Below are 26,930 nucleotides of genomic sequence, written 5' to 3' on the forward strand. Positions count from 1 at the left end.
CGGTTATGATCAATCTTGCCGAATATCGCCGTTCCGACGCTCGCCTTGCCGACTTCCTGCCCTGGGCAGCGCTGGCCGACGAGGGGATCATCCTGAACAAGGACGGTTCGTTCCAACGGACGGCGAAATTCCGCGGCCCCGATCTCGACAGCGCGGTGCCGGCCGAACTTGTAGCCGTCGCCGGCCGTTTGAACAATGCCTTGCGTCGCCTGGGATCGGGCTGGGCCGTATTCGTGGAGGCGCAGCGCCATTTTGCGGGGGCATACCCACCGAACACTTTTCCGGACGTCGCGTCTGCGCTGGTCGACGCCGAGCGCAGGGCACAATTCGAGGAGGCGGGTGCGCACTACGAGTCCAGCTATTTCCTGACCTTCCTCTATCTGCCGCCAGAGGAGGGAGCGGCCAGGGCGGAGCGACTGCTCTATGAGGGGCGCGATCGGACCGTTGGGGGCGACGCTCGCGAGATGCTCCGCGGGTTTGTCGATCAAACCAACCGCGTGCTTCAGCTCGTTGAAGGGTTCATGCCGGAATGCGCTTGGCTCGATGATCAGGACACGCTGACCTACCTGCACTCGACGATTTCGACCAAGCGTCATCGCGTTCGCGTGCCCGAAATTCCCATGTACATCGATGCGCTGTTGGCGGACCAGCCGCTGACCGGTGGGCTTGAGCCGATGTTGGGGGCAGCCAATATTCGGGTTCTGACGATTGTCGGATTTCCGGGCGCGACGACCCCGGGAATCCTGGACGACCTGAATCGCCTGGCATTCTCATATCGCTGGTCGACGCGCGCGATCATGCTCGACAAGAGCGACGCCACCAAGCTTCTGACCAGGATTCGTCGCCAGTGGTTCGCCAAGCGAAAGTCCATCGGCACCATCCTTAAGGAGGTCATGACCAACGAGCCGTCGACGCTGCTCGATACCGACGCTCACAACAAGGCGATCGACGCCGACGCGGCGTTGCAGGAACTGGGGTCGGATCAGATCGGACAAGCCTTTGTCACAGCAACCATTACGGTCTGGGACCGCGATCTCAATGCTGCCGACGAAAAGCTGCGGCTGGTCGAGAAAGTCATTCAGGGCCGCGATTTCACCTGCATGATCGAGACGGTGAACGCCGTCGAAGCCTGGCTCGGCAGTCTGCCGGGGCATGTCTATGCGAACGTGCGGCAGCCACCTGTATCGACCCTCAACCTCGCTCACATGATTCCGATGTCGGCTGTGTGGGCGGGCGAGGCGAGGGATCTGCACTTCAAGGGTCCGCCGCTTTTGTTCGGCAAGACCGAAGGATCAACGCCGTTCCGATTCTCACTCCATGTCGGCGACGTCGGTCATACCCTTGTGGTGGGGCCGACAGGCGCTGGCAAGTCTGTGCTGCTCGCGCTGATGGCGCTACAGTTCAGGCGTTACCCGAACTCTCAAATCTTTGCGTTCGATTTCGGTGGTTCGATTCGCGCGGCCGCCCTCGCCATGGGCGGTGATTGGCATGATCTCGGCGGCGCATTGTCTGACGGAAGTGAACAACCCGTCGCCCTGCAGCCGCTGGCCTGGATTGATGATCCTTCCGAGCGCGGATGGGCGACGGAATGGATCGGCGCGATCCTGGCACGGGAAAAAGTCGAGATCACCCCGGAGGTCAAGGATCACCTGTGGTCGGCGCTGACATCTCTCGCTTCGGCGCCGAGGGAGGAGCGCACCCTGACGGGCCTGTCAGTCCTGCTCCAATCGAACTCTCTGAAACGTGCCCTGCAACCTTATTGTCTGGGTGGTCCCTCCGGTCGCCTGCTTGATGCCGAATTCGAACGCCTTGGCGAAGCCTCGGTCCAGGCGTTTGAGACCGAAGGTTTGATCGGAACGACTGCAGCGCCGTCTGTGCTGGCGTACCTCTTCCATCGTATTGGTGATCGTCTCGATGGCCGGCCGACACTCCTGATTGTCGATGAAGGTTGGCTTGCCCTCGACGACGAGGACTTTGCTGGCCAACTTCGCGAATGGCTGAAGACGCTCCGGAAGAAGAACGCGTCCGTCGTCTTCGCCACCCAGTCGCTCTCGGACATCGATGGTTCCGCGATCGCGCCGGCGATCATCGAAAGCTGCCCAACGCGCCTGTTGCTGCCGAACGAACGGGCGATCGAGCCGCAGATCACCGCCATCTATCGCCGCTTCGGCCTCAATGACCGGCAGATCGAGCTTCTGAGCCGGGCAACGCCTAAGCGCGACTACTACTGCCAGTCGCGTCGGGGCAACCGGATGTTCGAACTCGGTCTTGGGGAGGTTGCGCTCGCCTTCACCGCAGCCTCTTCCAAGACAGACCAGGCTGCCATCGCGCAGCTCCTGGCCGAGTATGGACCCGACGGCTTCGTGCCGGCCTGGCTCCAGCACCGTGGCGTCGCATGGGCGACAGATCTGATCCCCAATCTCGTCAATCTGGAGAAATTGCTATGAGACCTCTTGGCCTACTGGCGACCACGGCCGCCTTCGCGCTGCTGCTTGGCGTTACGCTGCCCGCACGGGCGCTGATCGTCTTTGATCCTACCAACTACGTCCAGAATGTCCTGACGGCCGCGCGGGAGCTCCAGCAGATTAATAATCAGATCACCTCGCTGCAGAACGAGGCACAGATGCTGATCAATCAGGCAAGGAATCTGGCAAACCTGCCGTATTCGTCGCTGCAGCAACTGCAATCCTCGATCCAGCGGACCCAGCAGTTGCTGGCTCAGGCCCAGCGCATCGCCTACGACGTCCAGCAGATCGATCGTGCGTTCTCGACCAGCTACGCGCCGGCGACCGGCAGCCAGTCGAACCAGTTGCTGATCTCCAACGCTCAATCGCGCTGGCAGAATTCCTATGCCGCAACGCAAGACGCGCTGCGCGTCCAGGCCGGCATCGTTGGCAACCTCGACACCAATCGTATCCAGACGTCCGCACTCGTAACGTCAAGCCAGGGTGCCAGCGGCGCGCTGCAGGCAACGCAGGCTGGCAATCAGATCCTTGCGCTGAACGCGCAGCAGCTCGCCGATCTTACTGCTGTCGTGGCGGCGCAGGGCAGGGCGCAGAGCCTTGAAGCCGCTCAACGCGCCTCGGCTCAGGATCAAGGACGAGAACAACTCAGGCGGTTCCTTACACCGGGGCAGGGCTATCAATCCTCCACCGTGCAGATGTTTCACTGATGACCAACATAAAGGCATTCAAGGCGCTGTCGCTGCTTACGACAATCGGCCTAGTGGCCGTCGCTGCCTGCACGATTCAACTGCGTAGCGGAGACGAGTCTCTGCCGGCACCGAAGGCGGGGCAGACGACCGATGCAACCGCCTCCGATCTCGCACGCTGCCGCGGCGTCACGCCGGAGGAAACACCGGGTTATCGCCATTGCCAGCAAGTTTGGGCCGAAAACCGGCGCCGCTTCTTTGGCAAGAAAGACAGCGTTGTAGCTCCCGCCCACGATGACTCGGCCAGTTCGACGCTTGCCCCAAAGGATCAGAGCCGTATCCCGCAGGGATCTCCGAACCTGGCTACACCTGAGGCGAGGAAACCATGACTGGTACGGGGATCATTGACCAGTTCCTGGAAACGTTCACGCGTTATATCGACAACGGCTTCGGGCTGCTGGGGAGTGATGTCGGATATCTCGCAACGACGCTTGCCGCGATCGACATCACCCTCGGAGCGTTGTTCTGGAGTTGGGGAACGGACGAGGACATCATCGCGCGCCTCGTCAAGAAGACGCTCTTCGTGGGGGTCTTCGCCTACCTCATCGGCAACTGGAACGGCCTGGCGCGTATCGTCTTCGAGAGCTTTGCCGGTCTTGGACTGAAAGCATCGGGTGCAAGCCTGTCCGCATCCGATTTCCTGCGACCTGGAAAGATCGCGCAAGTCGGACTCGACGCCGGCCGACCGTTGCTCGATTCGATCTCCAACCTCATGGGCTACATCAGCTTCTTTGAGAATTTCGTCCAGATTGTCGTTCTCCTGTTCGCTTGGGTCGTGGTGTTGCTTGCCTTCTTCATTCTGGCGATCCAGCTCTTTATCACGCTGATCGAATTTAAACTCACGACGCTGGCCGGCTTCGTGCTCATTCCCTTTGGTTTGTTTGGCAAGACTGCCTTCGCAGCAGAGCGGGTCCTCGGCAATGTCATCTCTTCAGGGATAAAGGTCCTGGTCCTGGCCGTCATCATCGGCATCGGCTCGACCTTGTTCTCTCAATTCACCACCGGCTTCGGCGGCGACCAGCCGACCATCGAAGACGCGATGACCCTGGTGCTCGCGGCACTCTCCTTGCTCGGCCTCGGTATCTTCGGTCCGGGTATCGCAAACGGCCTTGTGTCAGGCGGACCACAGCTCGGCGCCGGCGCCGCAATTGGAACAGGCGTTGCTGCCGGCGGCATTGTTGCGGCGGGCGCGGGACTTGCCGCGGGCGGCGCTGGTCTCGCTGGCGGCGCGATTGCCGGCGCCGCGCGTAGTGGCGGTGCTGCCATGAGCGGAGCATCAGCGGCCTACCGCAGCGGCGGCATTGCCGGCGTCGCGGAAGCCGGCGCTTCGGCCGCCATGAGCCCGTTGCGTCGTGCAACGGCTGCGGCTGGTGGAGGTGGGCAAGCCGGCGCGCAGGCCACCAGCACTTCGGCAGAAGGGCAGCCCGATTGGGCGCGGCGCATGAAGCCTGCCGAGACCATTCGGCACGGTGCTTCGGCGGCCGGCCACGCGGTCCGCTCAGGCGATCACGGTGGCAGCGGCTCTTCCGTCGATTTGTCTGAAGGAGAGCGCTGACACGCAGCCATTGCACCTCGCCACCCGCTGCGCGGGCCACTCAAAGGCGGATACCGCACGACTCGAAACCCATCACTTGATCTCAAGGGCAACTTTCGATGTTCAAACGACCTTCCGTTCATTACGGGCGCATGCCCGAACCGGTTACGCCGTATCAAAAGGCAGCGCAGGTTTGGGACGAACGCATTGGATCTGCCCGCGCGCAGGCCAAGAATTGGCGCTTGATGGCCTTCGGTTGCTTAATGCTATCGGCTGGTCTCGCAGGTAGCCTTGTTTGGCAATCGAGCCAAGGCTCGATCACGCCCTGGGTGGTTGAAGTGGATCATCTCGGCCAGGCCCAAAGGGTTGCGCCGGCCAACATCGGCTATCAACCTACTGACGCTCAGATCGCTTACCATCTGGCGCGCTTCATTGAGGACGTCAGAGGCCTGCCAGCCGACGGCATCGTTCTGCGCCAGAATTGGCTCCGGGCCTATGATTTTACGACGGATCGTGGCGCGGCTGCACTGAACGACTACGCGCGCACCAATGACCCCTTCGCCAAGTTGGGGAAGGCCCAAATCTCGGTGGATGTCTCGAGCGTCATTCGCGCGTCGTCGGAGAGCTTTCGGGTCGCCTGGACTCAACGCACCTACGACAACGGTTCGTTGAGCTCGACCGAGCGCTGGACTGCAATTCTCTCGATCGTGATCGAGACGCCGCGCGATGCCGAACGACTGCGCAAGAATCCCCTTGGGGTCTATGTCCGCGCCATCAACTGGTCAAAGGAGTTGAGTCAGTGACCAAGACGCCGTCTGACGTTTATTCGAAGCATCCTATCGTGCGCAGTGGGTTCAATTCGAGTCGGTACGACCTGGTGGCCGCGAAGCGAGCACTTCTACCTGCTCTTCTGTTTTGTTCGTCGGCGCTCGGTGGGTGCGCGACCTACATACCGCCACAGATCAGCTATGATGCGGAAGTTCCTTCGATGCCAGCATCGCCAGCGCCTCCGGACGACAAGTCGCAACCGCTACACGTTCCGCCCCTCTGGAGGCCGGCTCTCGGGGGCAAGGCGGCCGGGAAGGAAGAGCCTGAACCCGTGAGCCGGATTGAGACGGCAAACAGCGCAGCCCGGGTCGAACCGCGCAAGCGGGGGTATTTCAACTCAGCGCAGATCTATGCCTACAGCCCCGGGGCGCTTTATCAGATTTACGCCGCCCCGGGACAGATTACGGATATAGCGCTTGAGGAGGGAGAGCAGCTGACCGGATCTGGGCCGATCGCCGCCGGAGATACCGTGCGCTGGGTCGTTGGCGATACCGAAAGCGGAAGCGGCGATACGCGCCGGGTCCATATCCTCGTCAAGCCGACCCGCGCATCGATCGAGACCAATCTTGTGGTCAATACAGACCGGCGCACCTACCTGATCGAGCTCCGCTCGCGCGAGCGGCCATACATGCCATCGGTTGCCTGGTACTATCCGGAAACAATGCGCGAACGATCGCGTGCAGTCGCTCTGAGACCCATCCTTCCGGAGCCCGCGCAACGCATTTCCCGCTACGCAATTGAAGGCGACAGCCCGCCGTGGCGGCCGCTGGCCGTCTATGACGACGGCCGCAAGGTCTATGTCGAATTCCCTCAGGGCATCGTGCAAGGCGAGATGCCACCGCTCTTTATCATCGGTTCAGACGGCAAGACCGAACTTGCCAATTACCGCGCCTACGGCAACCTCCTGATCGTCGATCGGCTGTTCGCGGCTGCCGAACTGCGGCTTGGCGGTGAGCACCAGCAGAAAGTCAGGATTGTCAGGAAAGACGGGAGGCCGTCGTCATGAATACCGAGGACGGAAACGATCGCGATCAGGCGACTCAGCCGCAGGCGCGAGACGGGCAATCCGGAAGTTTCCGCTTGAGAGCAGAGCATGCGCGCGTGACACGGTTGTCACGGAAGGTTCTGACCGGCGGGAGCGCGGTTATCATGCTCGTGATTGGCGGAACTGTTTTGTGGTCGCTGCAGAGTAACCGCTCCCCAAACCATGCGGCCGAGGAGCTTTACAGCACAGACCATCATAATGTGGCCGACGGGATCGCGACGCTGCCGAAGGACTACACGGGCGCTCCACGCCAATCGATTCCGCTGCTCGGTCCGCCACTCCCCGGGGACCTTGGACGGCCCGATCCTTGCTGCTCAGGGGCGGTCGCCAACCATCGGCTCAGATCCAGAACAGCAGCGCCGAGACCAAGAGACTGAAGCAGCCCGCATCAGCCGCTTGTTCGCTGCGAACAATGGTGGTGAAATGCGCGCGCCCGCCGCTGCGGCCGCTGGAACCGACCGCGTCGCGTCTCCAAGCGCGACGAACTCTGCCGATGACGGATCGGCGCAGAACGGTCAGGACCGGAAGCTTGCCTTCGCGAACGCTTCTGTGGACCGTCGCACGGTCAGCCCGGACCGCATCAGCGGGCCGGCTTCGCCATACATCTTGCAGGCTGGGACGGTCATTCCGGGAGCCCTAATCACTGGGATTCGATCGGACCTCCCAGGTCCGGTCACAGCGCAGGTAACTGAGAATATTTTTGACACGCCGACAGGCCGCTTTCTGCTTGTGCCCCAGGGAGCGCGTCTAATCGGTATGTACGATAGTCAGGTCACGTTCGGTCAGTCGCGCGTCCTGCTGGTTTGGACGCGGCTGATCATGCCGAACGGACGTTCTATCGTTCTTGAAAGGCAGCCTGGCACTGATAACGCAGGCTATGCGGGTCTGGAAGACCAAGTCGACAATCACTGGGCAGAACTATTCCAGGCTGCGGCACTATCGACGCTTCTAGCTGTTGGGACGGAACTAGGCGCGGGCTCCGACACAAATAGCAACGACAGCGCAATTATCCAAGCATTGCGACACGGGGCCTCCGACTCACTGAATCAAACGGGACAGCAGGTCGTTCGCCGCAGTCTCGGCATCCAGCCTACCCTGACCGTGCGACCTGGCTTTCCGGTTCGTGTTCTGGTCAATCGTGACCTCATACTTGCGCCGTATGGAAAGTGACAACATGCCACAGCTCAAAATAGCAGAGCTTCCAGACGATAAGCCGGTCAAAGTGAGTACGGAGCTGCCGGCGGCCGTGCATCGTGACCTCATTGCATATGCAGAAGCCCTTAGGCGTCAAGGTGGTCAAGCGGTCGAACCGAGTAAGCTCATCGCCCCCATGTTGGCGCGCTTTATGGCCACGGATCGAGGGTTTTCTAAACTGAAACGTGAGGGCCACGTACCGGCCACTGGCGAAGGGAAGTGATGCTCAAGGTTTCTCGACAGTTGAGATATCGTTTAGCGTTCCCACGTCCGGCCCCAAACAACTCCGGTAGCCAGGCTTTGTCCACTTTCGGATGCGAGGGCGCTGGTCGTTGATCACTTCATGCGCGGTACGCTTCTCCGGCCATCCACGCTGACGGGCACGTCTCCATCGATCGTGGCCCGACGTACGACGCGATGCTGGTCCCCGTAATCGTTGACCGCGTAATGCTGTGTCGCGCGGTTATCCCATATCGCGATATCGCCCTCTAACCAGTTCCACCGCACAGTGTTTTCGGGCGCGGTGATATGAGACTGGAACAGCTCGAACAGCTTTTGTCCGTCGTATTTGGGCACCCCAATAAAGTGCTTCACCAAGACGCCGAGCACTAGCGTCCGCTCGCCTGTTTCGGGATGGACACGCACGACGGGATGCTCAGTCTCAAAAATCCTGCTGGTGAACACATCGTCAAAGTGTTTCTTGTCAACGTCACGGACGCGCGCGATCCCAGCGTAATCGAAAACGTTGCTGTGAACAGCCCATAGCTCATCGGCAAGCCGTTGTAGCGGGGGCGGCAGGTCAAGGTAAGCGGCAGCTGTGTTCGACCACACGGTATCGCCTCCGAACATTGGCATTACAACGGCTCGCAAGACCAAAATCTTGGGATAGGCTTCTGCGAAGGTCCCATCGGCATGCCAAACATCGGCGCGACCGCCGCCGCGAGTGGAGTCCAGTTCGAGGAGCGACGCCGTTCCCTTGGTAGCACCGAGCATAGGATGCGGCACTAGCTTTCCGAGACGAGCGGCAAAGCGCTCCTGCTCGGCGTCGTTGAGGTGTCCTTGATTGCGAAAGAAGATTACCTTGTGCTCGAGCAACAAGCTGTTAATTGCGACGATCGTGTGGTCCGGTAGATCGCCCGATAGCTCGATATTTTTGACTTCGGCACCGATGCGCGCTGCACGTTTCACAACATCGCTGCCCGGAATGACGTCACCGATCAAAGCCGCTGTGCTCATGTCGTTTTTCCAAGGCCTTTCAGTTTCTTCCCCGCCCCTTGGTAACGAATGATCTGCAGCAAGCATCATGCCAGGCGAAAGACCGAACATGTAGCGCCAGATGGCACTAAGCGGATCGCGATATTTGACACGAGCTATCGGACTTGATCCGCGGTTCGACCGAGTAAAAGAACTCGGTTTTCGATCTCACTCTTCGAATATCATCGGATCGTGAAGACGAAGCGGATAGCAGCAGCGGGCGAACGGCGGATCTTCAGCTGTGTTCTTATGGTCACTTAACTGCGCTGAATAATGCAATGCTTTTGCAAAACCGGTAATAATTCATGATGGTCATGAATCATGTAGTCGGGCCCTGCGGCGCACAGGCGCGCTTCGGAAACAAATCCCCCCGTGATTGATACGTTAATAAGACCGAGATTGCGGGCAATCTCAGTCTCAACTGGCATGTCACCTACGATGACGGTTCTTTCTGGGGATAGATCATTGGCCTGCATATACAAACGCAGCCGTTCTTCCTTGCTCATGCTCCTAAACTGGGTGGCGCGGCTCTCAAATGCCAAGATATCCCTAACTTGAGTCTTGATTCCGAGTCTTCGCACTTGTGTGCGGATCGGTTCAACAATGTGATTGCTAACGATGACGGTTTGAACTGATCTCTGATCAAGAGCGAGCAAAACGTTTCGTGCGCCCTTGCGTAAGGCCGCGTTGCGCGCCAAAAATTCGTAGGCATCGTGGAAAATGGCGCTGTCGTTACTATTCACGACTTCGATTTCATCTTCCGACATGTCTAGATTGCGGAAGAGAACCGAAAGCGGGAGTTCGAACTCCTCTCGAAGCCTGTGCATATCGACGGCTGCGCGACCGAAGCGGCTCAGAATTGCATTAATGGTTTGCAGCACGGCATTGGCATCATCGAGCAGCGTACCATTCCAGTCGAAAACAACGGCGGATTTCATGCGTGAACCTAGACAAGTAATCGTGCGATATTCTCGTGTTCGAGACTGGCTGTTTTGTTGGTCCGGTGGTCCTAGTGGGTTAGACCCATACAGAGTTGTCAGGGGAGCAACGCGCGCCAGTGCGCTCAACGGGCGGACTGTGATTCCGAGGCGAGATGGAGGCGGAGGGCGTGAGCATTGCTGCTTTGGCGGCTCTATTTCTGGATCGATTTGCTTGAAGCAATGGTCATGCCAGCCGGCCATCAAGGCCGAATGGGCTTTCGACGGTCTGAACGCGTGCTAGGCGCGCTGTACTGGACATGACACGAGATTGTGCCTCTGTCGGAATACGGACACGAGTCTACAAGGTCCGGTAAGTGCGGGCCGACTGATCCGCTCGTGAAATTCGGGCGCAATTGATACTGGGGTAGTCCCTCCGTGATCTGTCCGGCTAGTGAGGCGAATGGGCTTCTACCTGAGTCGCTAAGTCGAAAGTCGGGGGCTTCAACGACTTTCCACTGAGAGGACTGGAGCAATGCTCAATTGTCGCCCATCCTATCTAGTGCCAGCAACCACTGATGCGACGAGGAAAAAAATGTCTTGAGCGGCGCAACGGCTAGACTGATGCCGCTGTTCTCTGTGAGAACTGTACATGTAAGATCGCTATGTGTCGACCGCTGCTGTTGGTAACGGCCATGCATGTTATCGTCTCAGGCCTGAACTAGGATAAGAGGCGCAACTTCCTGGTCCCGCGCCAGTTTGCTCGCGGCTAGGCCGGTGGCGACACCAATGCGATCAGGCATGGGGCGATTTTGGCTCATCTTGCGCTTGCTTTCGACCCTGGTGATCGGGATGCGTACGCCGACGATTTCACGCAACTGGGCGGCAATGAAATCCACGGGAGCATCGCTGACGGCCCAAGGTGTCGCACGTGACGTTTCATGGATATTCGTAAGGCGCGTCACGATCTCAAGCAGGCGATCGGGATCCTCGAAGAACTCAATCGGCCCATGGGCATGGACCGCGATGTAATTCCATGTCGGCACCACGTGCTCAGCTTGTCGTTTACTGGGATACCAGGATGGCGTCACGTAAGCTTCCGGGCCAGTAAAGATCGCCATCGCATCTCCGATCGTGGCGGTGCGCCATTGCGGATTGCGCTTCGCAAGGTGCCCGTACAGCGTGCCGTGCTCGCCTTCGCTCTCATCGAGGAAGAGGGGAAGCGGCGTCGCAAGGGGCCCGCCCGACGTGGCCGTGATCAGGTTGGCCAATCGGGCGCAGCGGATTGTCGCTCGAATGTTCTCGAGGTCGTCATCTCGAAACGGGCATGGTATATACATGGAAGGCTCTCGGTTGGAGGTCGTCGAGATAACCCAGGTCAATGTGCGAGAAAACTGCCAGTTTCAGTCGGCCCCTTGGAGGTTCGCCGTTGGATCCGCCCGCCTTGCTCGTGGCTTGGCCGCCTCGTGATCGCCCGCTGACGTGCTCCTGGGGCCGTGATGTAACCGAGCAAGGCAATTATGACGCGACAGTCCGGTTCCATGGGGCGCTCGCTTTCATTCGCCGCTCTGAACATCTGAGTTTCCTCGGACAAGCGAGCCGGACTGCTGCTTACCGATGGGTGCGTGCCACGTTCAACTTGGAACCTGCCAACAGCCGGCTTACTGAGAGCAGAGCGGACGGCGGTGCTGATAACTTTCCATCTGGCTGCGCTGACAACTCCCTCAACGCCACCTCGATATCTCTTATGGCACTTGCGGTGGGCGAACTTTATGAATGTCGGAGGTTCCGATCAGCTTGATCTAATCGAGCTGAAGTGCGGGAGGGACAACCCGTTATAGACGATGGTCTATTTATTTAAGCCACAATGTGTTCGAGGCGAAGGGGTGTCATGGGCGAGTTTAATTTCAGCGCAGGAAGCGTTCTGTTCGGCCTTTGCTTATCGCGATTGCGGCAATCCTTTTGTTTTTCTGATCACGTTCAATCATCGGCCATCCGCTGTTCGATTGTCACTCCCTCGCGTCCGCCAAACCTTGGTATACGCCGACGCCGCTAAGACGGCCTTGCTCCGTTCCGTTACTGGAGTTAACGCTGGGCCATTGGTCTGGCTTAAGGGTATACAGTGAGCGAAGTTCGCGAATTTATCGACTTCTGGATCGAGAATAGCGTTCATGCCGTCGAGCAGTATCGGACTCCCGGCGCGTCGCAGGATGTGGCCGAACTCACTCAGCGCCTTGTCGAGGCAGCCAAAGAGCAGGATATTTCTGAAGCCGACTTGCGGGCTGAGATGAACGATATCTCTGAGTACATTGGAGAGCGACTCAGGGCTGCAAATAGGGCTGAGCGCGAACGGCGCACGCCCACCTAGGAGAGCGAAGTCCGCTTACCTGCCAGCCGGTAAAGCGGCTCAATGCGACGTTCCTCAACATCCGCTGCTGCTCAGCCATCAAGCTGCCACTATCCGATTACGCGAACACCGTGAGAGCCGCTGCTCAGCTATTCGCCTTCAAGGCCCTTGAGGGACATCATGGCATTGAGGTTCTTAATGGCGGTGTTGCGCTCGCTCAGTTGCCGCGTAATTTTGCCGTCTACCCGCTTGAAAAACCCGAACGGCGTTACACGAGAGTTGCCGTGCAAGGCCAACATTGTGAATTGTTCCGGGGGTCGTCAGCTTATCGACAGCTAAGGCCCGTAGCATGGGAAGGTCTCTAGCTAGACTGACAAGTCCGGCTTGATTTGCCTAGATCTGGCAGAGGAGGATCGGATGGATTGCTTTGACAATATCAACAGCTTCGACGACCCAGATCTCACGCAGACGCTTTGCGCCGGCAGCAAGTGCAGGGGTGGGCGAATGAGGCTGGGTGTTTGACGATCCTGGATCAAAACCGCTGTAGTTGACCGCCTCTTCATTGTTCGTCGGTGGCACCCCGCCGGCTTCGAGAGCTGCCGTTGCGGCGTCCTTCTGGTGGAGCTGTGTCTTTCCTCGAGTGTGGCCGCATGCAGCTTTTTGGCCGTTTCCGGCATCTATGAAATTGGTAATGCAAGCAATGAAGAAGTCAGCGATACGAGAGCCTTCCCTGGTCTACAAAGTGTGCGTTCTGAGCATTGGGATCCTGGTCTCCTCAGCAGCGGGCGCAACTGACGATTTGATGAGCGCTGCCAGGGAGGCTTTCAAACCGATTCCTTCGGTCGTCCCTGCGATAAAGGACAACACAGTCACCCACGAAAAGGTCGAACTTGGCAAGACGCTGTTCTTCGATCCGAGGCTATCGGCAAGCGGGATCATTAGCTGCAATACGTGCCATAACCTTGGCGCGGGCGGCGTAGATGCCGGTCCAACGTCAGTGGGTCATGGCTGGCAGCGAGGTCCACGTCGGGCACCTACCGTCTATAACGCAGTGTTCAATGTGGCGCAGTTCTGGGATGGGCGCGCGGCAGATCTCAAGGCGCAAGCCACAGGCCCCATCCAGGCGAGTGTCGAAATGAATGCCACGCCGGACAGGGTACTCAACACGTTGAATTCGATGACCGACTATGTCGTCATGTTCCAGAAAGCGTTCCCGAATGAGACGAGGCCCGTCACCTTTGACAATTCCGCCAAGGCGATCGAGGCTTTCGAAGCGACTCTGATTACACCTGCTGCCCCGTTTGATCAGTACCTGAAGGGCGATGAGCATGCTCTCGATGATCAGCAGAAGGCGGGACTAAAGCTATTCATGGAAAAAGGATGCTCGTCTTGCCACAATGGAATCAACGTCGGTGGACAGGATTACTTCCCGTTCGGCGTGGTTGAAAGGCCGGACGGAACGCTGCTGCCATCCGCCGACAAGGGCCGTTTTGCGGTTACCAAGGTAGCCAGCGACGAATACGTTTTCCGCGCCGCGCCGTTGCGCAACGTCGCGTTGCGGGCACCGTACTTCCATTCGGGCCAGGCCTGGAGCCTTAAGCAAGCGGTTGGCGTGATGAGTGAGACCCAGCTCGGCGCGAAGCTCAGCGATAAAGAGGAAAACGACATTGTAGCGTTTCTAAATTCGTTAACTGGGCAGCTGCCAAAGATCGAATATCCGAGACTGCCCACGCGTAGCGATGCGACGCCACGGCCCTCTCTAGACAAATAGGGGCACCGATAAGCCGGATGCCGTGCGTCCTTGGTTCAATCGATACTCAAAGTATGCGCGTCGCTAAGTGTGCCCAATCTCAATTGTTGTTGTCCAGGCGACTACACATCCCAGTTCGCCTCGCCTCAGCGACGCATCATGCGGCGCGTTTGTCCCAAGCCTCGAGTGGTAGTTCTGACTCCGCGACAAAAACGGCTTGCTGTCGATGAGATGAACTTTGCTGAGTTAAATCGCTAAATCTTGCTAGGTCAGTGTTACCGAAAGCTCGTCGCTGTCGAGTGTTGGATCGTCTCCAGATCAGCATCCTCGAACCGTTCACATGGGGTCTCAAACATACTGTACCAATCTGAGGTAATCGTCTGTAAGGACTGGTGAACGGATGGAAGAAGCTGCGTCGTGAAGGAAAGTATTCAGAGTCCTGCTAGCGCGAGTACGGCCTTCGAAAGATAGCCTTGCCGGCTTGCGAGTACGGAGGGTGTTCAATTCGGAACTGACGAGCTCAGCCGCGAGACAATCTGAGGCCGAGAACGAACCAGTAGACATGACGGCTTGTGCCAGTCCTAATGTGGTGAGCCAACCCGCATAGATTAGTACGGCGCCATCTGTCTCATTGAGTCCAGAGAGTTCCTCAATTGCAGCAGCGTGGAATGGTGCCGCATCAAGAGACAGAAAAAGATCAGCTATTTCGTCACGTGTGGCTCGAGAGAGAAGGCAGCGGCCGAGATGTGATAGGAGCGTCTCAGTCGGCCCCTCGAAGATGCGGAGAATGCGAGCGTCTCGATAGATTTTAGCTACAGGAGTCCCCTCATCGTAACCGCGGCCACCTAACAGTTGGACGCATTGATCGGCAACGAGGCCGCACCACTCCGAGGACAAAACCTTCGTTGCTGACGCAAGGTGGACGTTCGGTGCGCCCTGCGCTGAGACAAGTCGGCAGGATGCACCCAGCATTGCCTTCACGACTTCCCGTCGGAGTACCATCTGTCCAAATGATTGCTCGATATAGCTGTTCTCGATCATGCGCAGCTTGCCTAGTCGACGACGGCTTGCATATGAGGCTGCGACCTGAATAGCGCGCTCAAGGGCTCCAAGACCCATAGCAGCCACACCGATGCGCCCGCGGTTCATACTAGATGCTGCTGCTCCCCAGCCGTCTTGATCGCGAGAGAGCACGTAAGCGCTCGGCAGCTCGACATCGTGGAACTCTAGGGTGTTTTGAATAATACCGCGCAGACCGAGTGTGCGATGCTCGTGCGTGACCTTTAGGCCCGGAGCCTGCCTATCAACTAGAACGCCAACGACCCGTCCTTTTGCATTGGGACCAGCGGCTCGCGCAAAACAAACGATCCAACGAGCCCAGTCAGCGAGGCCGATCCAGATTTTGCGGCCAGAGATGCGAACTCTATCTTCATGCATGAAGGCCGACGCTTCTATATGTCGCGGGGCAGAGCCAGCTCCAGGCTCTGTTAAAGCGAAAGCGCAAAGATCGCCGCGTGTTGCGCCCCACATGACCTGCCTTTGTTCAGGGATGTGCGGTGCCGCTTCGATGCAGGGCAGGGCCAGAAAGTTATGGATCACGAGGGTAGAGGCAGCAGAGACATCGAAGGATGCAGTCGCGGAGATGAGGTCGATGGCCTCTTGCAAAGGAAGGGCTAACCCACCGTGCTCTGTTGGTGTCGTGAGCCCGAATAGCCCATGCCTTGCCAATACGCTGTGTAGGGTCGGAGGGAATGCCCGACGGTCATCCGCGTCTGCAAAATTCAACTGACTGAGGTCATCGATCAAACGGGAATATAAGGTGGTAGCTGCACCAAAGTCAGATGTGCGCTCCTGCGCCTCCTCGCATAAGGGGTAAGCTTGAGTGTACATATCCATAAAGCCAGATTGATTGCGTGCGTGCGTTATGACAATCATCTTCGTGGCTGGCTCGAATAGACATTGGTATAGGTGAATGCGAGCGAAGCATATGCAGATTACCCAGATTGGGAGTCATCGCCAGGGCTGCGCGGCGGGCGTCAAGGTGCATCTTGCAGACTAACCCATCGAGGGCGTGTTCGCGACCGTGCGATACGCTCCAGGGACTCGTCGCGTCGAGATCGTGCGGTGCTGCACGGTACTCGCGATGTCGCGCCGGAACTCCGACAGGAGGAATCTCCTTGAGCTGCACATACCGCTTGTCCGTCAGTTCTCCAACGTGACTCCCGCCGTCTTGATCGCGTCGTACCTTTTGGAATTCCTCGGGGCCCTTGACGAGCCGGCGCTTGCGGTCGGCTTGCTCCTCCGAACTGGCAGTGCTGTCCGCAACTTTGTCGATTGCTTTGCCGGCCATGTCGCGAGCGCGCTGGCGTTGGCTTTCAGTCTTGGGCCGCACTGCGGTTGACGACGTCGACGCGATCTAGAGCAGCCTGCGGATCGCCTCGAGGCGGGAAGGCTCATCGGCCTGCTTCTCGATCCACTTGTCGATCGCCTCGAGCTCTATGCGGTCTTATTGCCGACGTGAGCTTGCGTAAAAGTAAGCGGGCAATGGTGACATTGTCGGCGTAGCCGGGGATCTCGACGTCCAGCATGCGTGGTTAAGAATCAATGCTGGCAACTGGAATAATGATGTCTCGGCCAATCCCGCAACCGGCTCAAATGGCATCGATTTCTCTTCGATCCCCTGAACCGGAGGCTGGCATGCGTTCTACGGCGGAAATTATCCGGGCGTCAGTTCAACGGCAAACTTCGGAGCTTCTGCCTTCGCTCACGCGGTCCCGAGCGGCTTTTCGTCTTGGGACGAAATTGGCGGTTGTAGGAGTTTGCTAGCGTCGATTGCTGGGGGTCTGAAATAGAAATGCAGTGGAGCGCTCTCGGCCTACAGATATTGCCGCACGGTTGCCGGCGGCCGATCACGATGGCTCTCGTTGAGTCGGCATGGTGTTCGGCGCCTACATGGCGATTGCGGATGGACTGGCCTTCCGTACAGTCATTCCGCCAGAGCAGGCCGCGCTGGTGCTTGTTACTCAGCGACGGTCCTGATCATACCTTTCTCGGCGCGTGCTGTATTCGAGGAGGTGATCTTCCGCCTGATCGTGATGTCCGCGTTAATCTGGCTCTTCGCGATCGCCGCCGGTCGCCCGCGGTTATGGTGCTACTGGGGCGCGATCCTCAGGGCTGCCTTGGTGGCCTATCCCCTATATTATCTGTCGTATCTGATGACTCTTGATCCGACGCCCCTGAGTTGGGTTCGCGAAGTGGCGCTTCATGGGTGCGGCGGCTTGCTCTGGGGCAATCTCTATTGGCGCCTTGGCCTTGCGGCCTCGATCGTGGGGCACGTTAGCGCGCACCTTTCGCTGCAGCCGCTGTTAGGCTTCCTGTTCGGCTAGGCCGACCGGCCAGGACACGATATTTCGAGAATCACGGCGCAGCTTTTTTGGGGCCGCTATCCTCTGCGATCGCGCCTGCTGAACATGCTTCGAAACCCGCGCGGCAGCCGCGGAAATTCACATCTGGTTGGTGCTACAAAGGCAACCATATCGCTTGTGTGGCGCGAGCTGCGGTCCTAGTTTTGTGATCGCTCAATGGCTTGAATGAGATGATGCAGATAATCGTCATTTCGGGAGGAGCGCAATGGCCAACTCGCTCATTGTGCGCAAGGACCATCTACCTCAAGCACAGAAGATACATCGGGCGGCACAATACGTCCGAATGTCCACTGACCTCCAGAAATACTCGACTGAAAACCAAGCGGCTGTTATCGCAGCTTACGCCGCCATTCATGGGCTCACACTCGTTCGCACCTACCGCGACGATGGCGAAAGCGGTCTTAAAATCGAGAAGCGAGCCGGTTTGACCGCGCTGATCCGTGACGTCCAGTCTGGCGAAGCTGACTTCGGTCACCTGCTGATCCTGGATGTTAGTCGCTGGGGACGGTTTCAAGACGTCGACGAGAGCGCGCACTATGAATTCCTCTGTCGGAAGGCAGGCATCAAGGTAGCCTATTGCGCTGAGCAATTCGACAATGATGGCAGCCTTCTGTCGAGCATTGTCAAAAATATCAAGCGGGTGATGGCGGCGGAGTACAGCCGGGAGCTTTCAGGTAAGGTCCATGCGGGAGCTTTGCGGTTGGCGGGGCTAGGCTTCAAGATGGGCGGCTCAGTTCCCTATGGATTGCAGCGACTGGTCGTAGACGAACACTCAACTCCAAAGGGATTTCTTGGTCGGGGCGAGCGCAAATTTCTGGCGTCAGATCGCGTACGACTTTGCCGGGGAACGCCGGCTCAGACCAAGGTCGTGAGATGGATCTACGAGCAGTATTTGAGTGGAAAATCGCCAAGAGGTATCGCGCGCGAACTCAATCGGCGAGGCATTGTAAATAGCCGAGGCGCTCCGTGGTGCAAGAATGCGATACGTGATCTTCTTCGAAACGAAGCATATATCGGTACTTTCATTTACAATCGCACGACGGAAAAGCTAGAGACAAAGAGAGCGCGTAACCCACAGTCCCTCTGGATCAGGAAGGAAGGCATCATCGAGCCTACTGTCGAGCGAAACGTGTTCCTGCGCGTGCAGAAGGTTATGGCGGCACGGCGGCTCATCAAAATCCCAGAGGAGGAAATGCTGCTGAGGCTTCGAAAGCTGCTGATGAAGAAGGGTAAGCTGAGTTCAAGGATTATCAACGAGTGCCCCGGCATGCCCTCAGTCACCTCGTTTTCGGTTCATTTCGGCACGCTTAAAAACGTTTATCGACTGATTGGCTACACGGGCAATCAACACTATTGGGACAAACTCGCCGCGTACAAGCAATGGGTCGAATTTCATCTTCAAAATGCAGCTCGTCTTCGTGTTGCCCTCAAGCGGGCAGGCTCGTTTGCTAGACTTGATCGCTCAGCCAAGTGTTTGAGGTTGAATAGGGCTGAGAACGTCAGCTTTCGGGTCGCCAGATGGTGCAAATATGGGGGCCGAGTGGTACGCTGGATGATGCGTAATCGCGTGCGCCGGCTAGAGGGGTGGGTGATTATTTTGAGACTGGACGAAAATAACCAATCGCCCCTCGATTATCTTCTGCTGCCGTCGGCATCGCTGTTGTTTAATGGCCCTTGGTTTCGGGTCTCCGAAGAATCTCGGGCGGCCCAAAACATAGAGCGCTTCGATACTTTTGACGAATTATCTCGATCGCTCGTTAAATGCAAAACAACGCGTGCCACTCGATACAAGTCGAACAAGGCGGTGGTCGATATGTCCAAGCCGAAGAGGGGATGCCCGCGAGCCACCTAGGCCAGCGTGCGCACCAGCTGTACCAGGAAGGTACGGGTAATCCTCCCGCTACAGGAGTAGGCTGTGTCAGAAGAGACGAATTGCCCAATCGTCTTCCTGTCGGGCGACCGGAATTTTATGCGGGCACAGTCATGACGGAAGTCGACGGGCCAAATGTCCGCATTGTTTACGGCGCGCAATGATCAGCGCTCGATCAGCACGCACCACGCAACTGAAAAGCCATTGGATCTGGCCGCCCCTCATCGCCCAACGAAGTGCGAGCGGCGGCGGAATTGGCGTTTTCCCGCGAGACGAGCTTAGCTCCAACCAACACGGCTGCCTGCAATCTCAATTAAGGCACCTGGTGATCGAATCACGAAGATAAATCATTCAGCCCGCCAGTTCACGCCGGCGGGTTTTCCCTTGGCGCAATTTCCATTGTTTTGAGTGGTCGACGGCGGCGCGCGCTATGTTCAGTCATGGCTTTCACCGCCTCATCTTCGTCGGCGCAAAAAGCGATGCTTCGCCGATCGGCAAACACGAGCTACTGGCGAAGCCCAATACCCTGATGACGTACTCGGTCATTTTCGAGCGTCCTGCAGCGAATGAACTGCATCTTATGCAAACGACGTTGCTGTTCCATTAATCAGAATCCGGCCCAGGCGGTGAGCGCGCACCGAAAGGTGACAAGCTTTTGTCGGTCTTTCTTTTCGAATGGGAAGGGAAGGCGAGTTCGCCGAGGGTGCCATCGAAGGCGTGGCGCTCGCCGTGCTGGTCGCCGGCCTTCTCGACAGGCCGCTTCCGGATCGTCTGCCTGATTGGGTGGCCGACTGGATCTAATTAAAACCTGTCTCGGAAATGACGCCGCCGGTCTCAAAAATACACGCCCGGCGGCGTTTCCTTCCTGAACTGGGACGCTGAAATCCCCAGCACCAAGCAAACTGCAGGGCTGTGCCACGGGCCAATGACGTGAAGCCGAACGCACCGGCATCAAGTGCGCGTGATATGTGAGGCCGTTCACACTCGATCATCGCTAATCGGCCTAATACACGCACAAACCGGTGGCGACTCGGTGGCGGAGAATCGTGATGCCGTTTTTCAGCAGCCAAAGCTTGCCGTCAGCAGCCGCCGCTTCAGTGCTCAGTGTTCTCATCGTGGGAGCAGTTGCCTTTGCAGCAGTTGGTTATGTGGAGTGGTCATCAGGCGTTAATCTGATCCACTTCATGGACCGGACTGCCGCGGATGCCTCAACGCCGGCTCTACCGCTCAAGGGGCGAACAGGTTGCGAGCAGGGCAATAAGCCGCTGCCGGCGCTTTCTCTGCGGCTCGAATGACACCAGCCCCGATTAACCTCCCAAGGAAACTAGCCGCCGGGCTTGAAATGCAGCATCCCGGCGGCGCCCTGTTCTTCCAGCCCTGGCCCTGAAATCCCCAGTATCCGTAGACTAGCAGGCCCGTGGACCGATTGACCGTTGTCTCGTTAGCACACGGTTAAGGAAGAAGAGCCGGCGCCAGGGCCCGTGCGCCAGTTCCTCCCGAAACGTGACCGTGCGAATTCCCCAATCGGTCCCGTCCCACAGAGAAGCGTGAGCCGGTTTGGTTGCTGATTTGCTAACGGCTGTTTCGGTCTTTATCCTTGCGGGACCTGACGCTCAGCGCTTAGGTTTCCCGCATTAGGACCAAAGGGAGTTTTGTCTGTGGCTACAGGTACTGTGAAATGGTTCAACCCGACGAAGGGTTACGGATTCATCCAGCCCGATGACGGAGGCAAGGATGTTTTTGTGCACATTTCTGCGGTCGAAAGGGCTGGGCTAAGCAGCCTAAACGAGGGCGCGAAAGTCAGCTACGAAGCGAAGGACAATCGCGGAAAAACATCCGCCGAAAATCTGCGGGTGGGGTGACGCACCAGGAACAAGGGGCAATGCCGGGAGTCATCATAGGCTCCCGCGATAGGTTGCCCCCCGACCGGGAGTTTAGAGCGGCCTTGGCGTTCCCCGCGCCAAGGCCGCTACCGTTATTGTATGGCATCGCAGCATGAAAATGCGCGAGATAGCGAAGGGCATTGCCTGAGTTTTTTTTATCATTTTCGGCGAGCCGAGGGCGGGGGTAATCCCTAATGGTTCTGCTTAGGCGCGGAACGGGGGGCAACGCTGGAAGTCATCTTTCTTGCTTCCGTTGTCAGCGCGCCCGACGGCGCGAGCTTGGAATGCGGCCCCGACGCGCCCGATGACCGTGTCGGGGGCGTCTGCTGGTGCGGCCACTGCCCTAGGAGGGCGCAGCGCGGCTTCAGATTGGCGGTCAGGCAAATCGCCGCCGGCTTCTCGCCCGGTATCTCCCCACAAATGCTTTTGATCGTTTGTGCTGCTGGTGATCCCGGCAGACTCGTGCGCGGGTCTGGTGTCCGGGATTAGACTTCGCCAACCACCGATTGACCACCGAAACACAGTGAACAAACAGCGATAACAGTGGTCAATCAGGATCGGCCTTCATTGTTTTTGTTGATTTTTTCGGGTGCTGCTTACGTTCGGGACGCAGGGGTCGCAGGTTCGAATCCTGCCACTCCGACCATTCTTTCAAGCACTTATAGTTTCTGTGTTTTTCGTGCGCAACGACATGCGCATCGATTTGAAGCGCGGCTGCCATGTCGGTCGATTTCGGGACGCCGGTCCCTGATATCGGCGATTCGGGACCATTGGAGCGCGCGAGGGAAGCGGCCCCTGACGTGAAAATGCGTAGCACGTCACCAAGCACCACACGGTCTCCCTTCGGACCTCTCGGCTGATCCTGTCCGACATCAAAGCACGAATAGCCCGCCGCGAGTAGTGCTCAGCTTGCCGGCGCAAATACCCGTCAGGGGTTGCCGACCTCAAAGGCCAGCAGAACGTTGCCGGGCAGGCCGCTCCATTGCGCGTAGCCGGAATTGACGTACAGCATGCCGTCGACGACGACCGGGCCGGGTCCGTCCATGGCGCCGCCATGGGCCGCAACGCCGTTGACCGTGGCGTAGTCGCGGGCGGTGTCGATTTCCCAGAGCAGCCGTGCGTCATCGGTCGCGTAGGCGCGCAGGAAGCCGCTCACGCCGCCCGAGAACACGACGCCGGGAATGGCGGTGACCGCCGCGGAGAGAGCGGGGCTACACTGGGGGCGGTCGCCACAGGCCACCGGCGCCACCTGCATCGCGATCCTTCCGGTCGCAAGATCGAGCCCGAACAGGCCGCCACCTTCGCTTGAATTCAGACGTCGCGTGCCGTCCCTGAGAAATCGTACGTCCGAATTGGCGACATAGATTCGGTCCTGGTCGGCGGCGGAACCCCATTCGGTCCCGCCCAACGCGCCACCCTTGCCGATCCGCGTCTGCCACAGGATCTTGCCCTCGTGGTCGGGATCGAGCGCGTGGACCACGCCGGATTTCTGGCCGATCACCAGCACGCGCTGTCCGTTACGCAGGCTCACCAGGATCGGTGATTGGCCGAAATCATGGTCGGGGCCGCGGTCTTCCGGACAATTGCTCTGATCGGTGCCGAAACACGCAACGACGAAGCTGTCCTTCGGTGTGGCCTGTTGGTGCCAAAGCATTCGGCCGGTCGCGAGATCGAACGCGAGGATGGCATCGCTGGTGTCGGTTGCCGGATCGGCATAGCTGTTCGAGGTCGCGACATAGAGCGCCTGGCGCTGCACGTCGATCGTCGGCGCGGACCAGACCGACGCGCCGGCCGGACCGAACAGCTGGGTCCCGAGGGCGTTCGCCCGTGTCGGATGCGGTGCCTCGGGAATCGTATAGGCCTTCCAGATCTGCGCACCGGTCTCGGCCTTCAGCGCAACGACGCTGCCGCGAAACGTACAGCACTGGTAGGTGGGACGAGACCCGATAGCCTCCTCGATCGATGAAACCCCGACATAGACGACGCCGGAATAGAACACTGGCGCACCGGTAATCCGGGCGGCCACATGATCGTCGACCTTGCTCTTCCAGATCAGCTTGCCGGTCGCGGCATTCAGGGCGTAGACGTTGGCGCGCACATCGCCAAAGAAGATGGCAGACTGGTCGTTGTCCAGTGGGGCAAAGCTGATGGCCGTCCGCACCGGCGCCTCGGTCGGAAACTCCCAGCGCGTGCAGCCGGTTTTGGCGTCGAGGGCGTGGACCTTGCGGTCGCCGCCACCGACGAACAGCAAGCCACCGACGACGGCCGGCTGCGCGTTGGCGTTCGACGTGTCAGGAAATCCGAACGCCCATTTCAGACGCAGCCGCGGGACCTGGTCTTGCGCGAGGCCGGCCATTGCCGCCGGCTGAAACCGGCTGTTGTTGATATCCGTGCCCCAACCGTTCCACCGCGGCCCATCGATCGGCTGCGGAAAGCCGGTCTCGTTCTGCGCGCATTGGCCTGCGCTCTCGGTTGGCACGAGCGACGCGGCCTTTCCGGTGACGAGTGAGGCGATCGCCGCCCGCTCGTCGCTGGCCAGTCCCTGCGCGAAGGATGCCATCGGGCCCGTGGTGATCGCACCAAGCACCTCGTCGAACGATCTGGATTGCAGCGCGGTGCGGCTCGGCGCGCGAACAGCCGCGTTGCTGCTGTCGTGACATTGCGCACAGCGTTGCGCGTAGAGATCGGCACCGGCTTGCTGCGCCGCGGCGGGCAGGCAAGACGAGATCAGGGCGATGGCAATCGCAGCACTCAGTTTCATCGTGATTCACCGGAGTTGGTTTTTGATGAAGAGAGCAATTGCAGCTTAGCACAACCTTCCGGCTGCCATCGTGCTTGGCGGAGGCCGGCCGCACGTATGGCGGTGCAGGATCCGATTGCCGCCTTCAATTCGAGCGCCCGCTGGCGCGATCTCCCATTGACAGGTCGGCCGATGTGATAGAATTATAACAAGATAAGTTGCAAAAATAACAATATGTCACCATCGTACCAGCGCCGCGCGCGGTCGACGGGAGGAAAATTTGGAATTGTCCGGTTCGATCGCAGCCGAGCCTCGGCCGTCGACGGCGCTGTTGATGGTCGGTGGCATCAACAAACGCTTCGGCGGCGTGCGGGCGTTGCGCGACGTCAACCTCGAGGTCCGGGCCGGCGAGGTGCACGCGCTGCTGGGCGAGAACGGGGCCGGCAAGTCCACGCTGATCAAGATCCTTAGTGGTGTCCACGCGGCCGACAGCGGCACGATCGAGATCGCCGGCAAACCAGCTACGTTCGACAGTCCGGCTAGATCGCGCGAGGCAGGCATCGCCGTCGTCTATCAGGACCTCAGTCTCGTCGAGTCGCTGAGCGTCGCCGACAATCTGTTGCTCGGCCGCGAGCCGCGTACGCGGTTCGGCTTTGTCCGCAAGCGCGAACTGATGGCCAGGGCCGGGGCGTTCCTGAGCGAGCTCGGCATTCCCCTCGATACCAAGGCAGCAGTCGGCTCGCTGCCGTTCGCCTACCGCCAGATGACCGAGATCGCCAAGGCACTGATGGGCGAGGTGCGCCTGTTGATCCTCGATGAACCGACATCGTCCCTGACTTCGGATGAAGTTCGTATCCTGTTCGACGCGATCGGCAAGGCGACGCGCCGCGGCGTCGGCGTGATCTATGTGACGCATCGGCTCAACGAGGTGTTCGAGATCTCGCAGCGTGTCACGGTGCTCCGCGACGGCGCCAATGCCGGCACGTTCGTCACCGCCGAGACCGACATGAAGCGGCTGGTGAACTCCATCATCGGCACCGATCGATTGGCGCCCGCGGCGTCGCGCGCTGAACCTGCAGTTGCGCGTTCATTCGATCCGTCGCCGGTTCTGTCGCTGTCGCGCGTGTCGAACGATCGCCTGTCGGCCGTCGAACTGTCCGTGATGAAGGGTGAGATCCACGGCCTTGCCGGATTGATAGGCAGCGGACGCACCGAGATTCTGGAGACCATCTTCGGCCTTCGGCCGGTCGACAGCGGCACATGCCAGATCGACGGTCGGCCTTGGCTGCCGAGGAGCCCGGCCGATGCGATCGACCATGGCGTCGCGCTGGTGCCGGAAGACCGGCATCTGCAGGGCCTGGTGCTGGATCATTCGATCGAGCGCAACATCACCTTGCCGCGGATTCCGCATTTCTCGCGCTGGGGCTTCATGCAGCAGCGCGCCGCCGCCCGGCGTGCCGACGCTGCGGTGGCGAGGCTGTCGGTGAAGGCGCAAGGCGCTTCGAGCCTGGTCAGGACATTGTCCGGCGGCAACCAGCAGAAGGTCGTGTTCGGAAAATGGAATGATCCGCGGCCGCGCGTTCTGCTGCTCGACGAGCCGGCGGTCGGCGTCGACGTCGGCGCGCGCGAGGAGATCTACGGCGTGATCCGCAATGCCGCTCGCGACGGCACCGGCGTCCTGGTGGTCTCGTCGGACCTCGTCGAACTGATCGAGCTCTGCGACCGCATCTCCGTGATCGTCGATGGACGCGTGGCGCGAACGCTGCTGCGCGGGGAGATCGATGATGCCGAAGAGCTCCATCATCTGCTGCAGATCTACCAGGCTTCCGAACAAGGCGTATTGCAAGAGCTGCCCGCATGACCGAACTGACCGCGCCCAACCTCGTCGCCTCGTCGACCCGATCCGATCGACGCCGCAAGCTGCTGCAGAATCTGCTGCGGGGTGAGCGGCCCTACATGCTGTACATCGCCTTCGTGGTGCTGCTGGTCGTGTTCAGCCTGTCCTCGCCCTGGTTCCTGTCGGTCGACAATTTCCTGAACATCGGACGCCAGACCACGCTGGTCTCGATCATCGCGGTCGGCATGACCTTTGTAATCATCGCGCGCCAGATCGATCTGTCGGTCGCATCGACATTGGCGCTGTCGGGCATGGCCGCGGCGCTCGCGATGAGTCAGATCAACAATAGCTGGATCGTAGGCTCTGTTGCCGGGCTCGGCACCGGCGCGCTGGTCGGGCTGCTCAACGGCATCCTGACCACGCAGCTCTCGATCCCGTCGTTCCTGGTGACGCTGGGTTCACTGAGCATGGCGCGCGGTTTGGCGATGATGGTAACCAATACCAAGCCTGTCATCATCACCAACGAGACGTACTTTGCGATCTTCGGCGAAGGCTCGTTCCTGGGCATACCGGTTCCGATCGCCTGGACGCTGGCGGCGATGATCGTCGGCATCCTGCTGCTGCACTATAACGTGTTCGGCCGCCGCATCTATGCGGTCGGCGGCAATCCGACCGCGGCGCTGTATTCCGGTATCAACACCAAATGGGTAACGACCGCGGCCTTTGTGCTGACCGGCGCGCTCGCCGGGCTTGCGGCGCTGGTGCTGTCCGCGCGCTCGCACGCCGCGCGGCCCGACGTCGTGCAGGGCATGGAACTCGACGTCATCGCCGCCGTGATCCTCGGTGGTTGCAGCCTGTTCGGCGGGCGCGGCTACATCCTGGGGACGCTGTTCGGCAGCCTCATCATCGGCACACTCAACAACGGCCTCGTGCTGCTCGGCGTCAGCTCGCCGCTGCAGCTCGTCATCAAGGGAGCGATCATCGTGGCCGCGGTCGCCTTCACGAAACGCTAGAGCACGACGGTGCAGCGCATGGGCCGCAAGGTCAGGCGTTGCAAGGGTAGGGGCAAGGTCGCCGGCCTCCGGTCAATCGGCG

25 protein-coding genes and 1 pseudogene are annotated in these 26,930 nt (G+C 59.3%); 18 read left to right on the top strand and 8 right to left on the bottom strand.

Annotated features, from left to right (window positions below; genetic code table 11):
* The first annotated feature begins 5 nt into the window (after positions 1–5).
* The 8 genes and pseudogenes from trbE (at position 6) to ACVMDN_RS06095 (ending at position 8,035) form a co-directional block, all read left to right on the top strand.
* The gene (gene trbE, locus ACVMDN_RS06060) at positions 6–2,447 is read left to right on the top strand and encodes a conjugal transfer protein TrbE (protein ID WP_456835484.1); all 2,442 of its coding nucleotides are present in this window, start codon (positions 6–8) and stop codon (positions 2,445–2,447) included.
* Positions 2,444–3,172, top strand: coding sequence for a P-type conjugative transfer protein TrbJ (trbJ, locus tag ACVMDN_RS06065; RefSeq protein WP_456835483.1), 729 nt, complete (start codon positions 2,444–2,446; stop codon positions 3,170–3,172). Before trbE ends, trbJ begins: the two co-directional genes overlap by 4 nt.
* Positions 3,172–3,540, top strand: a complete 369-nt coding sequence (gene trbK-alt, locus ACVMDN_RS06070) for a putative entry exclusion protein TrbK-alt (protein ID WP_456835482.1) — start codon at positions 3,172–3,174, stop codon at positions 3,538–3,540. The genes trbJ and trbK-alt overlap by 1 nt, the downstream gene beginning before the upstream one ends.
* Positions 3,537–4,766 carry a P-type conjugative transfer protein TrbL gene (gene trbL, locus ACVMDN_RS06075; RefSeq protein WP_456835481.1) on the top strand — a complete coding sequence of 410 codons (1,230 nt, stop codon included), beginning with the start codon at positions 3,537–3,539 and terminating at the stop codon, positions 4,764–4,766. The genes trbK-alt and trbL overlap by 4 nt, the downstream gene beginning before the upstream one ends.
* 98 nt (positions 4,767–4,864) lie before the next feature.
* Positions 4,865–5,548 carry a conjugal transfer protein TrbF gene (gene trbF / locus ACVMDN_RS06080; protein ID WP_057018890.1) on the top strand — a complete coding sequence of 228 codons (684 nt, stop codon included), beginning with the start codon at positions 4,865–4,867 and terminating at the stop codon, positions 5,546–5,548.
* Complete coding sequence (trbG, locus tag ACVMDN_RS06085) at positions 5,545–6,579, top strand: P-type conjugative transfer protein TrbG (RefSeq protein WP_456835480.1); 1,035 nt, start codon at positions 5,545–5,547, stop codon at positions 6,577–6,579. The genes trbF and trbG overlap by 4 nt, the downstream gene beginning before the upstream one ends.
* Positions 6,576–7,788 (top strand): annotated as a pseudogene (locus ACVMDN_RS06090) (TrbI/VirB10 family protein). Before trbG ends, ACVMDN_RS06090 begins: the two are co-directional and overlap by 4 nt.
* A 4-nt stretch (positions 7,789–7,792) precedes the next feature.
* Positions 7,793–8,035, top strand: coding sequence for a DUF2274 domain-containing protein (locus tag ACVMDN_RS06095; protein WP_456835479.1), 243 nt, complete (start codon positions 7,793–7,795; stop codon positions 8,033–8,035).
* Between the two features lie 113 nt (positions 8,036–8,148).
* Here ACVMDN_RS06095 and ACVMDN_RS06100 read toward each other — a convergent pair whose 3' ends face one another.
* The 3 genes from ACVMDN_RS06100 to ACVMDN_RS06110 all read right to left on the bottom strand — a co-directional run bounded on the left by ACVMDN_RS06100 (position 8,149) and on the right by ACVMDN_RS06110 (position 11,323).
* Positions 8,149–9,048 carry a TauD/TfdA dioxygenase family protein gene (locus tag ACVMDN_RS06100; RefSeq protein ID WP_456835478.1) on the bottom strand — a complete coding sequence of 300 codons (900 nt, stop codon included), beginning with the start codon at positions 9,046–9,048 and terminating at the stop codon, positions 8,149–8,151.
* Positions 9,049–9,323: 275 nt separating this feature from the next.
* Entirely contained in the window at positions 9,324–10,004 is a 681-nt protein-coding gene (locus ACVMDN_RS06105) for an HAD family hydrolase (protein WP_057018887.1), read from the bottom strand.
* A 689-nt stretch (positions 10,005–10,693) separates the two neighbouring features.
* A complete protein-coding gene (locus ACVMDN_RS06110; RefSeq protein WP_456835477.1) occupies positions 10,694–11,323 on the bottom strand; it encodes an FMN-binding negative transcriptional regulator in 630 nt (209 codons plus the stop codon).
* A 782-nt stretch (positions 11,324–12,105) separates the two neighbouring features.
* Between ACVMDN_RS06110 and ACVMDN_RS06115 the strand changes: the two genes are divergently transcribed.
* Positions 12,106–12,351 carry a hypothetical protein gene (locus ACVMDN_RS06115; protein ID WP_456835476.1) on the top strand — a complete coding sequence of 82 codons (246 nt, stop codon included), beginning with the start codon at positions 12,106–12,108 and terminating at the stop codon, positions 12,349–12,351.
* Positions 12,352–12,479: 128 nt separating this feature from the next.
* On the opposite strand, the gene ACVMDN_RS06120 is transcribed toward ACVMDN_RS06115, so the two are convergent.
* Positions 12,480–12,629 carry a hypothetical protein gene (locus ACVMDN_RS06120; RefSeq protein WP_159109486.1) on the bottom strand — a complete coding sequence of 50 codons (150 nt, stop codon included), beginning with the start codon at positions 12,627–12,629 and terminating at the stop codon, positions 12,480–12,482.
* A 94-nt stretch (positions 12,630–12,723) separates the two neighbouring features.
* Positions 12,724–12,909 (bottom strand): hypothetical protein, encoded by a 186-nt coding sequence (locus ACVMDN_RS06125; RefSeq protein WP_456835475.1) that lies wholly within the window; start codon positions 12,907–12,909, stop codon positions 12,724–12,726.
* Between the two features lie 121 nt (positions 12,910–13,030).
* On the opposite strand from ACVMDN_RS06125, the gene ACVMDN_RS06130 reads away from it, so the two are divergent.
* The gene (locus ACVMDN_RS06130; RefSeq protein WP_456835891.1) at positions 13,031–14,101 is read left to right on the top strand and encodes a cytochrome-c peroxidase; all 1,071 of its coding nucleotides are present in this window, start codon (positions 13,031–13,033) and stop codon (positions 14,099–14,101) included.
* 327 nt (positions 14,102–14,428) lie between these two features.
* Here the strand turns inward: ACVMDN_RS06130 and ACVMDN_RS06135 are convergent, their stop codons facing one another.
* Positions 14,429–16,015: an acyl-CoA dehydrogenase family protein gene (locus tag ACVMDN_RS06135; RefSeq protein ID WP_456835474.1), complete on the bottom strand. Its 1,587-nt coding sequence runs from the start codon at positions 16,013–16,015 to the stop codon at positions 14,429–14,431.
* A gap of 1,139 nt (positions 16,016–17,154) precedes the next feature.
* Here ACVMDN_RS06135 and ACVMDN_RS06140 point away from each other — a divergent pair.
* The 6 genes from ACVMDN_RS06140 to ACVMDN_RS06165 all read left to right on the top strand — a co-directional run bounded on the left by ACVMDN_RS06140 (position 17,155) and on the right by ACVMDN_RS06165 (position 21,237).
* The gene (locus ACVMDN_RS06140; RefSeq protein WP_456835473.1) at positions 17,155–17,466 is read left to right on the top strand and encodes a hypothetical protein; all 312 of its coding nucleotides are present in this window, start codon (positions 17,155–17,157) and stop codon (positions 17,464–17,466) included.
* A 244-nt stretch (positions 17,467–17,710) separates the two neighbouring features.
* Positions 17,711–19,357: a recombinase family protein gene (locus ACVMDN_RS06145; RefSeq protein WP_456835472.1), complete on the top strand. Its 1,647-nt coding sequence runs from the start codon at positions 17,711–17,713 to the stop codon at positions 19,355–19,357.
* A 448-nt stretch (positions 19,358–19,805) separates the two neighbouring features.
* Complete coding sequence (locus tag ACVMDN_RS06150; RefSeq protein WP_176731384.1) at positions 19,806–19,982, top strand: hypothetical protein; 177 nt, start codon at positions 19,806–19,808, stop codon at positions 19,980–19,982.
* Between the two features lie 68 nt (positions 19,983–20,050).
* Positions 20,051–20,176: a hypothetical protein gene (locus tag ACVMDN_RS06155; protein WP_256558511.1), complete on the top strand. Its 126-nt coding sequence runs from the start codon at positions 20,051–20,053 to the stop codon at positions 20,174–20,176.
* 248 nt (positions 20,177–20,424) lie between these two features.
* A complete protein-coding gene (locus tag ACVMDN_RS06160; RefSeq protein WP_141341663.1) occupies positions 20,425–20,670 on the top strand; it encodes a hypothetical protein in 246 nt (81 codons plus the stop codon).
* A gap of 363 nt (positions 20,671–21,033) precedes the next feature.
* Positions 21,034–21,237 carry a cold-shock protein gene (locus tag ACVMDN_RS06165; protein WP_028336518.1) on the top strand — a complete coding sequence of 68 codons (204 nt, stop codon included), beginning with the start codon at positions 21,034–21,036 and terminating at the stop codon, positions 21,235–21,237.
* Between the two features lie 568 nt (positions 21,238–21,805).
* Here the strand turns inward: ACVMDN_RS06165 and ACVMDN_RS06170 are convergent.
* Both ACVMDN_RS06170 and ACVMDN_RS06175 read right to left on the bottom strand, forming a co-directional pair.
* Positions 21,806–22,087, bottom strand: a complete 282-nt coding sequence (locus tag ACVMDN_RS06170) for a hypothetical protein (RefSeq protein WP_456835471.1) — start codon at positions 22,085–22,087, stop codon at positions 21,806–21,808.
* A 99-nt stretch (positions 22,088–22,186) separates the two neighbouring features.
* The gene (locus ACVMDN_RS06175) at positions 22,187–24,019 is read right to left on the bottom strand and encodes an outer membrane protein assembly factor BamB family protein (protein WP_076829086.1); all 1,833 of its coding nucleotides are present in this window, start codon (positions 24,017–24,019) and stop codon (positions 22,187–22,189) included.
* 259 nt (positions 24,020–24,278) lie between these two features.
* Between ACVMDN_RS06175 and ACVMDN_RS06180 the strand changes: the two genes are divergently transcribed.
* Both ACVMDN_RS06180 and ACVMDN_RS06185 read left to right on the top strand, forming a co-directional pair.
* Complete coding sequence (locus ACVMDN_RS06180; protein WP_168858450.1) at positions 24,279–25,859, top strand: sugar ABC transporter ATP-binding protein; 1,581 nt, start codon at positions 24,279–24,281, stop codon at positions 25,857–25,859.
* Positions 25,856–26,848 carry an ABC transporter permease gene (locus ACVMDN_RS06185; protein WP_076829084.1) on the top strand — a complete coding sequence of 331 codons (993 nt, stop codon included), beginning with the start codon at positions 25,856–25,858 and terminating at the stop codon, positions 26,846–26,848. The genes ACVMDN_RS06180 and ACVMDN_RS06185 overlap by 4 nt, the downstream gene beginning before the upstream one ends.
* Positions 26,849–26,930 lie beyond the last annotated feature (82 nt).

The sequence above is a fragment of the Bradyrhizobium sp. USDA 4510 genome, assembly GCF_054059095.1.